Below are 16,108 nucleotides of genomic sequence, written 5' to 3'. Positions count from 1 at the left end.
TTGCGGAAACTACAAATCCTTGAGCATCCAGCTGTCACAGCCAAAATGACCGGTATCACCCATCGGGCCTGTCAGGTACCTGAATCCGAACTGTTCATATACTTTTCTGGCCCTGGCAAGTTCTGGCGCTGTTTCCAGGTAGCATTGCGTGTAGCCGTTTTGTTTAGCGAAATCCAGGCACAGGGTGATCAGCTTGCCTGCCAGTCCTTTCCCGCGGGCTTCGGGCAGCAGGTACATTTTCTGTAGTTCGCACACATGCGCTTCGCCGCCATCCAGCGGATGAATGCCGGCCCCGCCAATTATTCTGTCATCTGCCAGCGCTACATAATACACTGCACGGGGAATATCAAACAACCGGGAGAGGTGCTCGGTGGTAGGATCTGAAAACGCGGTACCGGCTTTGTTCATGCCGAATTCTGTCAACGTGGTTTTTACTATATGGGCAATTGCCGGATCGTCTGCAGGAGCTATTGTTCTGATGATGTAAGGTTCCATAAAATGAAAATAGGGATTTTTTGATTTCACATCAAAAAATCCCTATGATCTTATTGTCAGTCAGTTAGAATATTGTAAACTCTACTCTTCTGTTTTTTTGCCGGCCTGCCGCGGTTTTATTGGAGGCGATAGGTTGTGACATGCCATAACCCACTGCTTCAATTTTAGAAGCATTCACACCTTTATCAACAAAGTATGCTTTAACGGATTCCGCTCTTTCCTTTGACAGGGCGAGGTTCCGCGACTTGCTGCCTACATTGTCGGTATGGCCGCTCAGCTTCAGGTTGAGGTTTTTGCGTTTCAGCAGTTCTGCGACCCGGTCGAGCGCAGGATAGGAGCTGGGCTTGATGCTTGCCTTCGCAAATTCAAATTCCAGGTTCTGAATGGCTTCCCTTACGATACGGTTATCTTCTTCTGTAATCACTACTTTTTCTTCTTTTTTCACTACTTCCGGTACCGGCAGCGGACAACCGGAGCCATCTACTTTGGTATTGGCAGGGGTGCCCGGGCATTTATCGAAGAAGTCGGAAACGCCATCCGCGTCACTGTCTTTTGTCAGTTTATCCACATCAGCGGTCAACCTGGCATTGTTCTGATTGGCAGCATCCAGCGAAGCTGCCAGGGTGGTTTTCTGGGCTTCCAGCTCATCATACATCACTTTGGCCGGGTTAGACCACTGCAGTTGTTTTTTGCCTTTCTTGCCAAGGGCAAATTCCAGTCCCGCATAGCCATAGGAGTACTTATCCTTGTTGGGTCCGTAGTTGTAGCCGTCCAGGTTATCCGCGTCGGTGTAATACATGGTATAGCCCAGGTCCAGGTTAATGAACTCAGACAGCCTGAATTTGAGGCCGGCGCCCACCGGGATAATCAGTTCCTTGATGGCTTTGTCTTCCGCTTTATAGGGGAAACTGGTGTTGTCGTTTCTGGTTACAGTAGGTTTATATCCGGCCAATCCTCCGCCTACAGAGGCATACAGCTGAACAAAGTTTTCCCGGAATAACCAATTGACGGTGGTGATATTGAATACGGCATTTAAAGTTCCTGACCAGTTTAATTTGGTTTCGTACGACTTATACGGTCTGACAGGAAGGGAGCCGTTACCGAGTTCTTTACTGTTATCTGCCTGGAGTTTACCGCCTACATAATCTGCCCGCAGGGCAAAGAAATGCAGTACCTGGTACTTAACATAGGCGCCATAACCGAAGGATCCTTTCCATTTGGTAAAGTCGTTACTGCCACCGGTGGCAGCCACTGGCGCCAAAACGCCGCCATTTACGCCAATTGACCATGTTTTATAGTCACTGGGGCCACTGAATAATTTTGCTGTGGGTACGGCAGAAGTAGTGGTAGGTTGATCCTGAGCCTGGCTCATCATTGGGGTGGTTGCTAACAACAAGCACGCAGCCCTCCATAAAATGGATGTATTCATAAGAAATAACGGTTAGGTTACACAATTTGTATCATTATAAAAACAGGAGGTCAGGAATAAAATAGCTGAAGAAAGGCGAGGTTATGAACAAATTAAACGACTCAGTTATTTAGTAAAAAGGTGTTTGCCAACGGAATAACTGTGATCTGTGATCAAATATAGGGTACCTGACTGACATAATTTCATATTTTTTTGCTTGGCATAATCATTGACAAACCAACGACAAACACGGAAATACTTACAACTAAAGGATAATCTTTAATACTATGGGAAAAATAATAGGCATTGACTTAGGAACTACCAATTCATGCGTTGCCGTAATGGAAGGTAACGAACCGGTAGTGATTGCCAATGATGAGGGCAGGAGAACAACCCCATCTGTAGTGGCTTTTTTAAAGAACGGAGAAAGGAAAGTAGGCGACCCCGCAAAGCGTCAGGCTATTACCAACCCCGTAAACACTATTATGTCAGTGAAGCGTTTCATGGGCCGTCATTTTGACGAAGTTGCCAGTGAAGTGAGCCACGTTACATATAAAGTGGTAAAAGGAGACAACAATACCACAAGAGTTGATATAGACGGCAGATTATATACTCCGCAGGAAATTTCAGCAATGATCCTGCAGAAAATGAAGAAAACAGCCGAAGACTACCTGGGTCAGGAAGTAACAGAAGCAGTAATCACTGTACCTGCGTACTTTAATGACGCACAACGTCAGGCTACCAAAGAAGCCGGTGAAATTGCCGGTTTAAATGTTCGCCGTATTATCAACGAGCCTACTGCTGCGGCACTGGCTTATGGTATGGATAAAAAACACCAGGACAGCAAAATCGCTGTATTTGACCTCGGTGGTGGTACCTTCGATATCTCTATCCTGGAATTAGGTGATGGCGTATTTGAAGTAAAATCAACCAATGGTGATACACACCTCGGTGGTGATGACTTCGATAAAGTGATCATGGATTGGCTGGCAGATGAATTCAAAAAAGATGAAGCAGTAGATTTACACAAGGATCCAATGTCATGGCAGCGTTTAAAAGAAGCTGCTGAAAAAGCAAAGATCGAATTATCTTCTTCTCAGGAAACTGAAATCAATCTTCCTTATATCACCGCAGTGGATGGCGTTCCCAAACACCTGGTGAAAAAATTAACCCGCGCTAAATTCGAACAGCTGAGCGACAGCCTGGTGGAAAGAACACTGGAGCCTTGCCGCAAAGCATTGAAAGATGCCGGTATGAACACTTCCGAAATTGACGAAATTATACTGGTAGGCGGTTCTACCCGTATTCCTAAAATCCAGGAAGTAGTAGAAAAATTCTTCGGTAAAAAGCCTAATAAAGGTGTAAACCCGGATGAAGTAGTAGCCGTAGGTGCTGCAATCCAGGGTGGTGTACTGACAGGTGAAGTGAAAGATGTACTGTTACTGGACGTTACACCGCTGTCACTGGGTATCGAAACAATGGGTGGTGTAATGACCAAACTGATCGAATCCAATACCACTATCCCTACCAAGAAATCTGAAACCTTCTCAACTGCAGCAGATAGCCAGCCTAGCGTGGAAATCAATGTACTGCAGGGTGAAAGGCCAATGGCTAACCAGAACAGAACACTGGGCCGCTTTATCCTGGGTGATATTCCTCCTGCTCCGCGTGGCGTTCCTCAGATCGAAGTAACTTTCGATATTGATGCCAACGGTATCCTGCACGTAACTGCAAAGGATAAAGGCACCGGAAAAACACAGAACATTAAGATTGAAGCAGGTAGTGGTTTGAGCAAGGAAGAAATCGAAAAGATGAAAGCCGAAGCAAAAGCCAACGAATCTTCAGATAAAGAACAACGCGAAAAGATCGAAAAGCTCAATAAAGCAGACAGCCTGATATTCCAGACCGAAAAACAGGTGAAAGAATACGGCGACAAACTGCCTGCTGATAAGAAAGCAACTATCGAAGCAGCACTTGAAAAGCTGAGAGAAGCACACAAATCACAGGACAGCGCGCAACTGGATACTGCTACTGCAGAACTGGAAGCTGCCTGGACTGCTGCTTCAGAAGAGCTGTACAAAGCATCTCAGGGTCAACCCGAAGGCGGCCAGCCAAACGGCGGTCAGCAACAGGGCCAGCCTCAGGGTGGTGCCAACGATGGCGTTACCGACGCAGAATTCGAAGAAGTAAAATAATGCCGCGGATGTTGTCTTTCTCAGGATTAACCTGATTAGACTGATTCAGGGGATTTGATCACTTTGGATTTTAAAGGATTTTGGGAGATATAAGCGGATAAACCTGCTTATATCTCCCTTTTTTTTAATCAAAAATGATCAAATTCTCTTTCATCTCCCCCAATCCTTTAAAATCCAAAGTGATCAAATCCCCTGAATCAGTATAATCAGCGTAATCAGCGGGAAAGACAACATCCGCGAAAATCCGCGCGTTTTTTCCTACTTTGTTCCGGCTTAGCCGGGATCCGATGAATTACAGTGTACGTTTTTATATCCGTTACCATACTCATTACGGGCAGGATCTATACCTGCTTGGTAATTTACCTGCGTTGGGTAATGATGTGCCACAACATGCCCGCCTTATGCAATGGGGAAACGAAGAATGGTGGTACACCGATATCCGGCTGGCTCCCGGGAAACCTTTTACCCTGCGATACCAGTACTTGTTAAGAGAAGGGGAAGAGGTGATATACGAAGGCACGGTACGTGAATTTGTTTTTATACCGGGAGAACATCCTGATATCGTTTTCCTGGATACCTGGAATGATGCGCATCGCCCGGAAAATGCCTGGCTAACGGCTCCTTTCTCCCGCGTTTTTTATAAAAGATCCCCTGCTGCAATTACAGCACCCCTAACGGCAACGCATATATTCCGTGTGCAGGCGCCACTGCTGGATAGCAGTAAAACCGTTTGTTTGCTGGGCAGCAGTCTGTCAACAGGTAACTGGGATACCAGTAACCCACTGTTGCTGCAATACGATGAACAAGGCTGGTTTTCCATAGCGCTGAACCTTTCCGGTGAAGCGGCGCCCATGTATTATAAATACGGCATTTACGACCAGAACAGGCAACAATTTGTTCAGTATGAAACCGGCAGCAACCGTGAATTGCATACCACCGCAACAACAGGGCGGCAGGTAATTTTACACGACGGATTTTTGCGTATTGCACCTGCTCCCTGGAAAGGCGCCGGCGTGGCCGTACCCGTGTTCAGTTTGCGCAGTCCCGAAGGATTTGGTACCGGCGAATTTGCAGACCTGCCGGCATTTGCCCAATGGGCGCAGCAGAAAGGGCTGCAGCTGATACAGCTGCTCCCGGTGAATGATACCATACAAACCGGTACCTGGAAAGATTCCTATCCATATGCCGCTATTTCTTCTTTCGCGCTGCACCCACAATATATCCGCTTGCAGTACGTAGGCAGTTTGCCTGCATCCCATCCGTTGCAACGGCAGTTTGATCGGCTACGGCAATGGCTCAACGAAAAAGAAACGGTGGACTATGAAGAAGTAATGTCGTTCAAACTGGCTTATCTGCGGGCGCTGTTTAAAGCGGAAGGGCACCGGTTACAAACACCGGAATACCGGCAATGGCTGGCTGCCAATGAGCATTGGCTGCTGCCTTACGCCGTATACTGCTTTCTGCGCGATCGTTACGGGACCGGTGATTTCGCTCAATGGCCCGGCTATAATGTATATGACGCTACGGCAGTGAAACAACTGGCAGTAGCAGATGAAGATGCTGCTGCGGCAGTACAGTATCATTTCTTTGTGCAATACCACCTGCACCGGCAGCTGGCCGCTGCCAGCGCCGCAGTACACGATTGTAACGTAGTCCTGAAAGGCGACATCGCCATTGGTGTGGCCCGCCACAGCGCAGACACCTGGATGAACCCCGGTCATTATTACCTGGATATGCAGGCAGGAGCGCCACCAGACAGCTTTACCAGCGAAGGACAAAACTGGGGATTTCCCACCTATAACTGGAAACACATGAGGGAAAACGGATTGGAGTGGTGGCAGCAGCGCCTTCGTCACCTGTCTGTTTATTTTGACGCATTCCGGATTGATCATATCCTTGGCTTCTTCCGCATCTGGCAGATACCCCGCGATGCTATACAAGGCATACTGGGATATTTTCATCCAGCCGTTCCCGTTACACCGGAGGAAATGAGTCGCCGTGGCATTCAGTTTGAAGAAAGCAGGTACTGCCTGCCTTATATAACCGACGCCATCCTGGAAGAACTGTTTGGCAACTATGCGGGTATGATGAAAGAGCAACTGATGCATCCCTTGCCGGACGGACGTTACCAGCTGTTGCCGGCATACAGTACGCAACAAAAGGTGGCGGCATCAGCGTTGCCGGAAACCATAAAAACGATCCTCTATAACCTGATAGCTGATGTATTATTTATAAAAGTAAGTGGAGACAGTAAAACGTTGTACCATCCCCGTTATGATATGGCGGCCACCAGGTCGTTTGCGGCATTGGATGCCGGGAGCAGGGAAGCTTTGCAGGCATTGTACCACGACTACTTCTACCTGCGGCAGGAAAGCTGCTGGCGCCGGGAAGCGCTTGATAAACTCCCCCTGATAAAAAGGGCTACCCGTATGCTCATCTGCGGGGAAGATCTGGGCATGGTGCCCGCATGTGTGCCTGGCGTAATGCAGGCACAAGGCATTTTAAGCCTGGAAATTGAGCGTATGCCAAAATCCGGGAACGCACTCTTTGCAGACATATCAAAGGCGCCCTACCTGTCTGTTTTAACGCCTTCCACGCACGACATGAGCACCCTGAGAGGGTGGTGGAAGGAAAATACATCCATCTCCCGGAAGTATTATCAGCAACAGCTGCAACATACCGGACCAGCACCTGCCACTGCTACGCCGGAACTGATCCGCGAAATTATCAGCCGGCATATGGCGTCTCCTGCTATGTGGCGCATCTTCCAGGTGCAGGACCTGTTGGCGGCGGAAGCCCCCGAAAGTCCCCGGAATCCTGATACGGAAAGGATCAATATTCCCGCAGTGGCATCGCATTACTGGCGTTACCGCATTCCGCGGAACCTTCCGGAGATGATGTCCGTTCGATGATCAGCTGCGGTTAACAATATCACAAATGCATTGTATTTTCACAGAAAGAACCCGTTAGTAAAATGAAGCTCACCCTTTTCCCTTTTGAACTGAAATTCAGGCACACGTTTACGATTTCCCGTAAGTCCAAAGATCTGCAACCCTTACTGGTGGTACAGCTGGAACAGGAGGGGGAAAGCGGGTTGGGTGAAACCGCCGACAATGCCTATTACCAGATGACCGTGCCGCGGCTGATGGCAGATCTTGAGCAGCACCGTTCTTTTATTGAAAACTATACCCTGCATACACCAGAGCTTTTCTGGCAGGACATGTACCCGCTGCTGAAGGATAATATGTTTGCCCTATGCGCCCTGGATATTGCTGCGTGGGACTTGTACGCAAAACAGCAGCAAAAGAAACTCTACGAGGTATGGGGACTCGATATTTCGCATAATCCGCTTACAGACTATACCATCGGTATTGACACCATTGAAAATATGGTGCGGAAACTACAGGAATTTCCGTGGCCCATTTATAAAATCAAACTTGGTACAAAGGAAGATATTGCGATTATTAAAGAGCTGAGAAAGCATACCACGGCTATTTTCCGGGTAGATGCCAATTGTGCCTGGGGAGTAGAGGAAACCCTGCGTAATGCCATTGCGTTAAAGGAGCTGGGCGTGGAATTTATTGAACAGCCGATGGCAGCAGCAGACAAGGAAGGAATGAAACAGGTATATGAAAAAGTGGTGTTACCGGTTATAGCCGATGAAAGTTGTATTGTAGAACAGGATGTAGCCCAATGCCACGGTTATTTTCATGGTATCAACATCAAGCTTACCAAATGTGGCGGCATTACACCGGCGCTGCGGATGATTACGGAGGCAAAGCGTTTAGGCATGAAAGTAATGACCGGCAGTATGAACGAAAGCACGGTAGGCACTTCTGCAGTGGCGCATCTGCTGCCGCTGCTGGATTATGTGGATATGGATGGTCCGCTGTTGCTGGCGGAAGATAGCGCAGACGGTATTAAAATGGAAAACGGCCGTATTATTTACGCCGACAGGTGGGGAACTGGTGCGGAGTTATTGAAGGCAGCTCACTCTTCTTCTTTCCAGGTTTGAGCAAGGAAAACATAGTCTTCAATGCAACCCGTGGCCACTATAGTTTTGCCGGCCAGTGGCATCAGCGGGTTGGGCATAAAGGGATTTGCTCCTGAAGGGCGAATCAGGTAATCTCCCTGGTCTGTTACCAGGAATACGCCGAGGTGTTCACTTTTGCTGTGTTTACCAAATGTGCGGAGCACCAAACGCCCGGTAAGTGTAATAAAGGGACTGTTTTTGTCCCTGTTGCTGTTATCTGCTGACATATTCACGATACCCCAGTATTTGATTATTCTTTTCTTTCACCACTATCACCTTTGTTGAAGGGGAGTCCCCAGTGGTGGCAGATTCCGAAAATACGTGAAATTTTACAGATGGCATGGAGCCGCTCACATCTTCTTTAACCACAGGGTTATTTTTTTTGTTGACAAATACCTTCGGATCTCTTTTTTCGGCAAAGTTCTTTTCATCCAGCAACTTGTGCATCGCCTGGTGCAGTGCGGGATCTGTGGCGTGCGAGCCATCAGACGGATGGGGCACTGCGATGAAGTCGTCCAGCATTTTACCCCGTGCTTCGAGGTTATCGCGGCGGTTTTGCAGGGTATTTACAAAAAGCTGCGTATCGCCCGTGCTGCTGGGATCTTTGTCGTTGATCACCGGTTGCCATGATGGGTCGCCCAGGAGATAAAACTGTGCGGCCGTTTTCAGTTCATAGGGATCCAGCATGGGGCCCATTTCATTGAGGAACCGTTGCCTGGCTTCCAGCAAGGCTCTCCCGGTAGAAGCGCCGTTCAGCACATTGATCACAAAATACTGCGTGAGCAGGTCAGCCAGTCCCTGCCCGGTAGGCGGGCCATAGGCAATATTGGAGCTGCCTACAAAAGCCAGTGCATGATTCAGCAGGTAGCTGTTGGCCATGCTGATGCGCTTACCGCTGTTTTTCTTCGGGTCAAACAGCTGGCCGCCATAGCAGCATTCGGCTGCCACAATGGTGCCGTGGGTGATCTTATCTTTCAGAATATCTGATCTCATCGCCAGCGGAAACTCGGTGGACTTCTGCCCGTAAAACCCTGGATTATAGATGGCTCCGTGGCAGTTGATGAAATGCGTTTTAGCCTGCAGTTGCGCAGCGGTCCAGTTGGTACCGTTCAGCGTTTCATCGCTGCCGGGGAATATGAGCAGGTTGCTGGTACTGCCAAAAATGTTCTGAAGGGTATTTTGTGTAGAGTTCTGCCAGTCGAAAGTACTCATGGAAAAATAGGGGAGGTAGTCGCCCTGTTTGGAAGGCACTGCTGCCAGTATGTTCGTAATCAGCGTGTGCAGGTAAGAAGGGTCCCCCACGCCTGGAATATCCGGCAAACGCCCTACCACCCGCGTGGGTGAAATAAATTTACCTGGGTCTGTATCATACGGCGTGTCGCACGCATAGGGCAGGTCACTGGGTATAAAGGTATCGGGGTCGTTATCTCCCGGTAACAAATTCTTCAGCCGCTGGAACGGAATAATATCCTGCGACCCCAGCAAGAGTATATATCCGGGCGAAAAGAAGCGGTACAGTTCATCAATCGCTTTTTTGTTCTGGGCATCGTCCGTGGCTGCTGTTACTGCGGTTGACTGGCAGCCCAGCATCTGGGCAGCATCATCCAGGAAAATAATGTGGGCATCCAGGTGCCTGTTGTTATCAAATGCCTGCAATGCGTTTATATCATCCAGAATCTGCTGGTGAGCATCGCCGTATTTCTGTTGAAGGGCGGATTTATTGGTTATAATGAGTTTTGTTGTCAGCATGTTACTGAGAGGGGCTGCCATAATTAACCTTTAAGCGTTCAAAAATATTGAATTAAAGGATAATATGGTGCCGGTCTCCAAACAATATTAATATTTCCCTGCGCAAGGTATTTGCATACTGAAAAAGTAAACCGTATTTTTCAGGGAATCTACCGGAGATGAATATGAAAAAATTCCACCTGTTACCGTTACTATTTGTTTTCTTTTATATGGACACCCATGCGCAGGTAATTGCACACTTTACTGTGAAGGCAGGAAAGCTGAACCGCTACAACAGCATTGTATATACCGGCGTTCTGTCATCCGCCGGTGATCCGGTGATACTGGAAGAAGTAACCGGTAATAAGCGTGTACCCGTAGCCGTTAGCCGGCAGGCAGGTCAGCTTTGCTGGATCCTTACGGGAACTACTGCAGCAGGTACAGAAAGAAAATATGAACTGCGCAAAGGCAAGGGCGCAACTGATACCCTGATGAAGGCGCTCCGCCAGGATGGCCATGTACTGTTGGAACAATCCGCGCAACCTATTTTGCAGTATAATTTTAAAACGGTGCCCGCACCCGCCGGCACAGATACCGTGTATAACCGCAGTGCATTTATCCATCCGCTCTGGGCGCCTAATGGCGTAGTGCTCACGAATATCTTCCCAAATGCCGGTCACCGGCATCATATGGGCATCTGGAATCCCTGGACCCATACGCTGTTTGAAGGACGCGAAACTGATTTCTGGAATGTGCAGAAGAAAGAAGGCAAGGTGCGCTTTGCGGGTAAAATGGAAACATTTTCCGGAAACGTATGGTGCGGATTCAGTGCCAGCCAGGATCATATAGCATTTCTGAAAGATGGTACAGAAAAAACCGCCATTCATGAAACATGGCTGGTACAGGCGTATCCCGCCACCAACAACGGCAACCGCCGCCTGTGGGATTTTACTTCCACCTTTACACCAGCTACCCCCACTGGCATTACCCTGTTGCAATACCGCTATGGTGGCGGGTTTGGTTTAAGAACCACCGCCGACTTTACAGATAAAACCAGCCAGGTGCTTACATCTGAGGGCAAAACACGCCGGGATGCCGACAGTACCTGTGCCCGCTGGGTGAAAATATCCGGCGCTACGCCACAGGGAAAGGCAGGATTGCTGATCATGAACTATCCTGATAATTTTGATTCTCCTGAACCCCTGCGTGTATGGCCCGAAAATGCGGAAGGTGGTGAACTGATGTTCAATTATACTCCCACCCGTATGAAACCGTGGCAGCTGTATCCGGATGCCCGCTACCAGCTGAAATACCGGGTAATGGTGTATAGCGGCGATATCACTGCAGAAGAAGCAGAGGCAGCCTGGCAGGACTATGCGTATCCACCGGAAGTGATCACCGCACCATAATGTGTTTGTGAGTGATGTCTTTTTCATTTATTTTCGTACAGTGAATGATTCGGTTTCAATTCGGTTAACCTCGGAGAAGCCCTGTGAACGGAAATATTGATAGCAGCCTTGTATTTAGTAACCCTTAACCATCATCCGGATGAGTAATGCAAATGAACCTGGTAAAGACGTGCGTCCGCGTAATCCTGAAGAAGAAGACGATGATCCGCCTTCCTGGGGTGGCGTTATTGTTGGTGTATTACTTGGCATAGCGGGTATCGCGCTGATCTTCTACCGTTACAAACAATTTCACGCCGTCAGCGATGTCAGTATCAGTATTACCAAAATTGAAATGCTGATCTATAAGGTAACCGGTGAAAGCATCTGGGCACTGATGGCAGCCTATGGGCTCGTGGCGTTGGCAGGATTCTATCTCGCTATCAGCAATTACAGCAAACTGCGGGCAAAATAAATTTACAAAACCATATCCGATGAAGAATTTTTCTGAGCTGAAAACCAAGCTGCTGGAAATCCATGAAAAAGATAAAAAGCAGACCATCACCGCCCTGATCACCGCAGAAGTATTGGCTGTACTGGTGTTTGGACTTATCGGCTACAGCATCTTTGCGGGCAGAAGTACTGAAACACCTGCTGCTGTTCTTTTTATACTGCTGTTCATGCCCGTGGGAGTACTGATCCCATATCTTTTTATGTTTGCACAGATCAGAAAACGGCCGGGAAAAATTAATGACTTTGTGAGCCGTCTGGAAAGAGGTGAATCAGTAAATAACGTGGACACCTATACGGACTATAAACTCATTTTGCCGCTGCGGATCATCAGGGTACGCCTGTTTCCTATGGAATATGCGTATGTACAACTCGGACAAAGCCGGTCTTTTTTCAAGCTGCCTTTATCTGCTGAAAATGTGCAACCATTTAAAGCGCTCATTAGCCAGCCATTTTCAGGCGGGGTGGTAAGCAGCATCGGTGGCACTGCTGCACATTGGTCTTCTAACTGATAACAATTTTGTGATGAAAACACTGGAAGAATTTAATGCCTTCCTGGATCGGCAACTCAATGATGAACTGGAGTCGCTGGAAAAACAACGTATTGCCGGCCGTAACTGGGTACGCCGGATGTGGGTGGTGTCACTGCTACCGTTTGCTGCCTTTGTTTTCTTTATCGTGCGTTTTTCTCTGCAGCCCGCTTCGGGAAATGAAGGGAACAGGACCGTCGTTATTGCCGGTCTGGTACTGCTTGTAACGCTGACAGGCTATGCAATGCGCCGTTTTATGATGAAACAGGGAGGCGTAAACGAAGCAACAGATTACCGGCACGATTTTAAGCAACGGATTGTAAAACCATTAATCAGCTTCATCCATCCGGATTATCAATACCAGCCCCTTAATCATGCCAGCTATGAAGAATTTACAGAAAGCGGGCTGTTTGAAAAGAAAGCATACCAGATAACGGGTAATGACCAGGTGTATGGTAAACTTGGGGAGATGAATTTTCAGTTCTGCGACCTCACGGTGATGCATATGCCGTTGGTAACCGTACGCGGACAGGGACCCGACACCGTTTTCTGTGGCAGCTATTTTATCGGCCAGTTTCCCCGGTACTTCAGTACGCCTGTGTATGTGCTGTCACGCAATAACAGCGCGGCCGGCGAGGGATACATTCAAACCTGGCATCTTGGAAAGAAGGTATTGCCGGCTGATGCCGCTTTTAATAAATTATTTATGGTGTACGCTCCTGATGAGGTGGCAGCGCAGCAGCTGCTTACTCCGGCGCTGATGGAGAGGATGGTGGCATTGCACGAACGCACCGGGGCGAGATTGTTTATTTCTTTTTATAATAACCGGGTTTACATCGGCATCGATCATGGAACCGATTATTTTGAAACCACTTTGAACAAGTCGTTACATAACCGGCAGCTGCTGAATAACTTTTTCCTGGATTTCATGTCAATGTTACAATTGGCGGAAGACCTGAAAAGCAATCTGCCTATCTGGACTTCCTGCGCATTTTCTCCGTCATAAAAAAACCGGATGAGTATGCCAGGTAATTTTTTTTCCGGAGATATAAAGACCGCACGTTCCTATTTAATTGGTAGACATCCTCCCTATATCCGCTGTTATTTTTTAATGATTACTTATATTATAAAAAAGATAAATAATATTGTTTGATTTTTGACACCCTTTGGAACTCTTTGCTGTAGCGCGTTTTATGGCTTTTATGAATCGCGGGGGATAAGATATATATCCGGTGGTGGTGGGCTTAAAAAAAGACTGCATTTTTTTCCGGAATGAATTCTACGTATATGTTTTCGCTGTATCTTTACTTTGCTTCCAAAAGAGGCAACCCGAAAAATTGTAATTGTTAACTGAATTCTGAAAAACCTGGAATCATCCAAATGACCCTGTCAACCTTGACCATATTCGGCCCTGCATTGCAATCTGCTATCAGAATTGCAACGGCCATTGCAAAGGAGTATCATCATCCGCAGTTTACACCTGCGCACTTACTGCGCGCCTGTTTGCATAAGGAAACGGGTCTCGCCCCTGCATTGCATCAAATGGACATCGATGTATACTACCTGGAAGAATGGGCAGAAGTCCGGCTGGATGAGATGCCCAGGGCATCGCGTATTCCCGATGAACCGGAACCGGATGAAGCTGCGGCAGCAGTATTGAATGAAGCCATCAGTATAGCACAGGATAGCGACAGTGAACCGGATGCATGGAGCCTGCTTATTGCTTTATGCACGCCGGGTGTAGGTTTTTCCTATGAACAACTCAAAACATTTCCATTCACCCGCGACCAGCTTCTGGGCGCCGGCAAAAAAGGAAAAGAAACCAGTACCGCCAATACCACAGTGCCCGGCGCTATTAAGCCCGGCGCATTGAAATATGTATACCGTATTACCGATCCGCAACTGCTGAAAACCTTTCACCCGGTGATTGGCCGCGACGGGGAAATCAGGGCAGTAACGGAAGTGCTTACACGTAAAGACCGCGCCAGCGTACTGATCATTGGTGAGGGAGGTGTAGGGAAAACAGCGCTGGCAGAAGGATTGGCCCGCGCCATTGTGCAGAAGCAGGTACCACTGCAATTGCAGGCATCCGATATTTATGCGCTGGACTACGGTGCATTTATAGCAGGCGCCGCCTATAAAAGTGAACTGGAAGACCGTCTCCTCCAGATCATTCAGCAACTTAAACAAACAGGGAGGCATATCCTCTTTATAGATAATCTTCATAGCCTGCTGGATAAACAAACCGGTACAGGCATGGCCAATGTGCTGAAAGCCGCATTGGGCAAAGGGAAGATCATCCTTATCGGAACTACCACACCGGAAGGTTTCCGTAAACTCATTGAGCCGGATGCTATCCTTCGGCACCGTTTTGAAACGATCAACCTGGCAGCGCCCGACGAAGCACTGGCCGGAAAAATGGTAAGTGCTGTGGTGCCGGTGTATGAAAACTTTTACCAGCTCACCGTCTCACCCGAAGGGATAAACGAAGCCATCCGTTTGTCGAAACGTTACCTGAAGGAAAGAAGCCTCCCGGATAGCGCCGTGAACCTGCTGGACCGCACCATGGCCGCGGTAAGGGCAACGGAAGACACCAGCCAGCCGCTGTTACAAACTTTACAACAGGAATTTGCTGATCTTAATAGTAAGGAATCCTTACAGATAGCGGATCTTCATTGGTTTTACCGGCAAATGAAAGAAAGGCTGGGCGTATTACTATCATCCCGTTTACATACGGAAACCGATCCTGATAAGATTACGTCTGTGCCGGAACTGCAATCCTCCTTGCAGCAATTGCTGGAGCAACTGGAAACAATCGCTTCTTCCCGGCAGGAAGCGGTAACACCGGTGGATCTGGCTACCATGATTGCGGCCATTACAGGTATTCCCCTGGGAAAGGTGCAATCGCAGGAAAGGGAACGGCTGATCAACATGGAAGCGCAACTGCGCAAGCGGGTGGTAGGGCAGGACCATGCCCTCAAAGCCGTAGCAGATGCGATACTGGAATCCCGTTCAGGCCTGAGCCGCCCGGGACAACCAATTGGTTCCTTCTTTTTCCTGGGGCCAACGGGAACGGGTAAAACAGAACTGGCAAAATCACTGGCGGATTTTCTCTTCCAGGACGAACGCTCCATGATCCGCTTCGATATGTCGGAATTCAAAGAGGAACATGCTGCCGCACTTTTATACGGCGCCCCTCCCGGATACGTGGGATACGAGGAAGGTGGACTGCTGGTGAATAAAATACGGCAACAACCCTACGCCGTAGTATTATTCGATGAAATAGAAAAAGCACATCCCTCTGTATTTGATATTTTTCTGCAGATCATGGATGAAGGGAAATTGCACGACAGGCTGGGGAAAACAGGCGACTTTTCCAATGCACTGGTGTTGTTTACTTCCAACATAGGCAGCGAAGCCATATCGCGGTCCTTCCAGGAAGGCGTGATTCCCGCTTCCCAACAATTGATGGAGCTAATGGCCCGTCACTTCCGGCCTGAGTTCCTGGGAAGACTTACCGAGATCGTTCCCTTCGGGCCTATTCAATCAGCCAACGTAGAAAAGATCTTCGATATTCATTTGCAACATTTACTGCAACTGCTGGAGCAGCAGCACATCAGTTTTACCGTAACAACAGCTGCCCGCAGGCACCTGGCGCTGATGGGATATTCTCCTCAGTATGGCGCACGGCCGCTGCGGGAGGTGATACGGGGACAACTACGGAAGCCCTTGTCGAGAATGATTATCGACGGCAGCCTCCGGAAAGATATGACGGTAACACTGGATATAAAAAATGATCAGTTAGACTGGACAATAATTTGATG

The 16,108-nt window shown here is 48.2% G+C and carries 12 protein-coding genes; 8 read left to right on the top strand and 4 right to left on the bottom strand.

The window, feature by feature from the left end:
* Positions 1-9: 9 nt before the first annotated feature.
* Positions 10-495 (bottom strand): GNAT family N-acetyltransferase, encoded by a 486-nt coding sequence (locus QFZ48_RS03425; RefSeq protein ID WP_429045726.1) that lies wholly within the window; start codon positions 493-495, stop codon positions 10-12.
* 64 nt (positions 496-559) lie between these two features.
* Entirely contained in the window at positions 560-1,924 is a 1,365-nt protein-coding gene (locus QFZ48_RS03420) for an OmpA family protein (RefSeq protein WP_429045727.1), read from the bottom strand.
* Between the two features lie 266 nt (positions 1,925-2,190).
* Here QFZ48_RS03420 and dnaK point away from each other — a divergent pair, with 266 nt between their 5' ends.
* The 3 genes from dnaK to QFZ48_RS03405 all read left to right on the top strand — a co-directional run bounded on the left by dnaK (position 2,191) and on the right by QFZ48_RS03405 (position 8,113).
* A complete protein-coding gene (dnaK, locus tag QFZ48_RS03415) occupies positions 2,191-4,098 on the top strand; it encodes a molecular chaperone DnaK (protein ID WP_429045729.1) in 1,908 nt (635 codons plus the stop codon).
* 287 nt (positions 4,099-4,385) lie between these two features.
* Positions 4,386-7,010, top strand: coding sequence for a 4-alpha-glucanotransferase (locus QFZ48_RS03410; RefSeq protein ID WP_429061143.1), 2,625 nt, complete (start codon positions 4,386-4,388; stop codon positions 7,008-7,010).
* Between the two features lie 62 nt (positions 7,011-7,072).
* Complete coding sequence (locus tag QFZ48_RS03405) at positions 7,073-8,113, top strand: dipeptide epimerase (protein ID WP_429061141.1); 1,041 nt, start codon at positions 7,073-7,075, stop codon at positions 8,111-8,113.
* On the opposite strand, the gene QFZ48_RS03400 is transcribed toward QFZ48_RS03405, so the two are convergent.
* Both QFZ48_RS03400 and QFZ48_RS03395 read right to left on the bottom strand, forming a co-directional pair.
* Positions 8,089-8,364 carry a hypothetical protein gene (locus QFZ48_RS03400; RefSeq protein ID WP_429061139.1) on the bottom strand — a complete coding sequence of 92 codons (276 nt, stop codon included), beginning with the start codon at positions 8,362-8,364 and terminating at the stop codon, positions 8,089-8,091. The two genes, QFZ48_RS03405 and QFZ48_RS03400, sit on opposite strands and share 25 nt — an antisense overlap.
* The gene (locus QFZ48_RS03395; protein WP_429045734.1) at positions 8,345-9,901 is read right to left on the bottom strand and encodes a C25 family cysteine peptidase; all 1,557 of its coding nucleotides are present in this window, start codon (positions 9,899-9,901) and stop codon (positions 8,345-8,347) included. Before QFZ48_RS03395 ends, QFZ48_RS03400 begins: the two co-directional genes overlap by 20 nt.
* A gap of 137 nt (positions 9,902-10,038) precedes the next feature.
* Between QFZ48_RS03395 and QFZ48_RS03390 the strand changes: the two genes are divergently transcribed.
* The 5 genes from QFZ48_RS03390 to QFZ48_RS03370 all read left to right on the top strand — a co-directional run bounded on the left by QFZ48_RS03390 (position 10,039) and on the right by QFZ48_RS03370 (position 16,106).
* Positions 10,039-11,268, top strand: a complete 1,230-nt coding sequence (locus tag QFZ48_RS03390; RefSeq protein ID WP_429061138.1) for a PmoA family protein — start codon at positions 10,039-10,041, stop codon at positions 11,266-11,268.
* A gap of 139 nt (positions 11,269-11,407) precedes the next feature.
* The gene (locus QFZ48_RS03385) at positions 11,408-11,719 is read left to right on the top strand and encodes a hypothetical protein (protein ID WP_429045738.1); all 312 of its coding nucleotides are present in this window, start codon (positions 11,408-11,410) and stop codon (positions 11,717-11,719) included.
* A gap of 19 nt (positions 11,720-11,738) precedes the next feature.
* The gene (locus QFZ48_RS03380; protein ID WP_370913513.1) at positions 11,739-12,266 is read left to right on the top strand and encodes a hypothetical protein; all 528 of its coding nucleotides are present in this window, start codon (positions 11,739-11,741) and stop codon (positions 12,264-12,266) included.
* 13 nt (positions 12,267-12,279) lie between these two features.
* Positions 12,280-13,290, top strand: a complete 1,011-nt coding sequence (locus QFZ48_RS03375; RefSeq protein ID WP_429061136.1) for a DUF3137 domain-containing protein — start codon at positions 12,280-12,282, stop codon at positions 13,288-13,290.
* Between the two features lie 374 nt (positions 13,291-13,664).
* Complete coding sequence (locus QFZ48_RS03370) at positions 13,665-16,106, top strand: AAA family ATPase (protein WP_429061134.1); 2,442 nt, start codon at positions 13,665-13,667, stop codon at positions 16,104-16,106.
* Positions 16,107-16,108 lie beyond the last annotated feature (2 nt).

It is taken from the genome of Chitinophaga sp. W2I13 (assembly GCF_050434005.1).
Taxonomy (GTDB): domain Bacteria; phylum Bacteroidota; class Bacteroidia; order Chitinophagales; family Chitinophagaceae; genus Chitinophaga.
The sequence above is the reverse complement of the archived record's forward strand: the minus strand, read 5'-3'. Positions and strand labels throughout refer to the sequence as shown.

Bases quoted from the DNA above. Each gene is read 5' to 3' on its own strand.
- QFZ48_RS03425 (WP_429045726.1), bottom strand. From the start codon at position 495: ATGGAACCTTACATCATCAGAACAATAGCTCCTGCAGACGATCCGGCA.
- QFZ48_RS03420 (WP_429045727.1), bottom strand. From the start codon at position 1,924: ATGAATACATCCATTTTATGGAGGGCTGCGTGCTTGTTGTTAGCAACC.
- dnaK (WP_429045729.1), top strand. From the start codon at position 2,191: ATGGGAAAAATAATAGGCATTGACTTAGGAACTACCAATTCATGCGTT.
- QFZ48_RS03410 (WP_429061143.1), top strand. From the start codon at position 4,386: ATGAATTACAGTGTACGTTTTTATATCCGTTACCATACTCATTACGGG.
- QFZ48_RS03405 (WP_429061141.1), top strand. From the start codon at position 7,073: ATGAAGCTCACCCTTTTCCCTTTTGAACTGAAATTCAGGCACACGTTT.
- QFZ48_RS03395 (WP_429045734.1), bottom strand. From the start codon at position 9,901: ATGGCAGCCCCTCTCAGTAACATGCTGACAACAAAACTCATTATAACC.
- QFZ48_RS03390 (WP_429061138.1), top strand. From the start codon at position 10,039: ATGAATATGAAAAAATTCCACCTGTTACCGTTACTATTTGTTTTCTTT.
- QFZ48_RS03385 (WP_429045738.1), top strand. From the start codon at position 11,408: ATGAGTAATGCAAATGAACCTGGTAAAGACGTGCGTCCGCGTAATCCT.
- QFZ48_RS03380 (WP_370913513.1), top strand. From the start codon at position 11,739: ATGAAGAATTTTTCTGAGCTGAAAACCAAGCTGCTGGAAATCCATGAA.
- QFZ48_RS03375 (WP_429061136.1), top strand. From the start codon at position 12,280: ATGAAAACACTGGAAGAATTTAATGCCTTCCTGGATCGGCAACTCAAT.
- QFZ48_RS03370 (WP_429061134.1), top strand. From the start codon at position 13,665: ATGACCCTGTCAACCTTGACCATATTCGGCCCTGCATTGCAATCTGCT.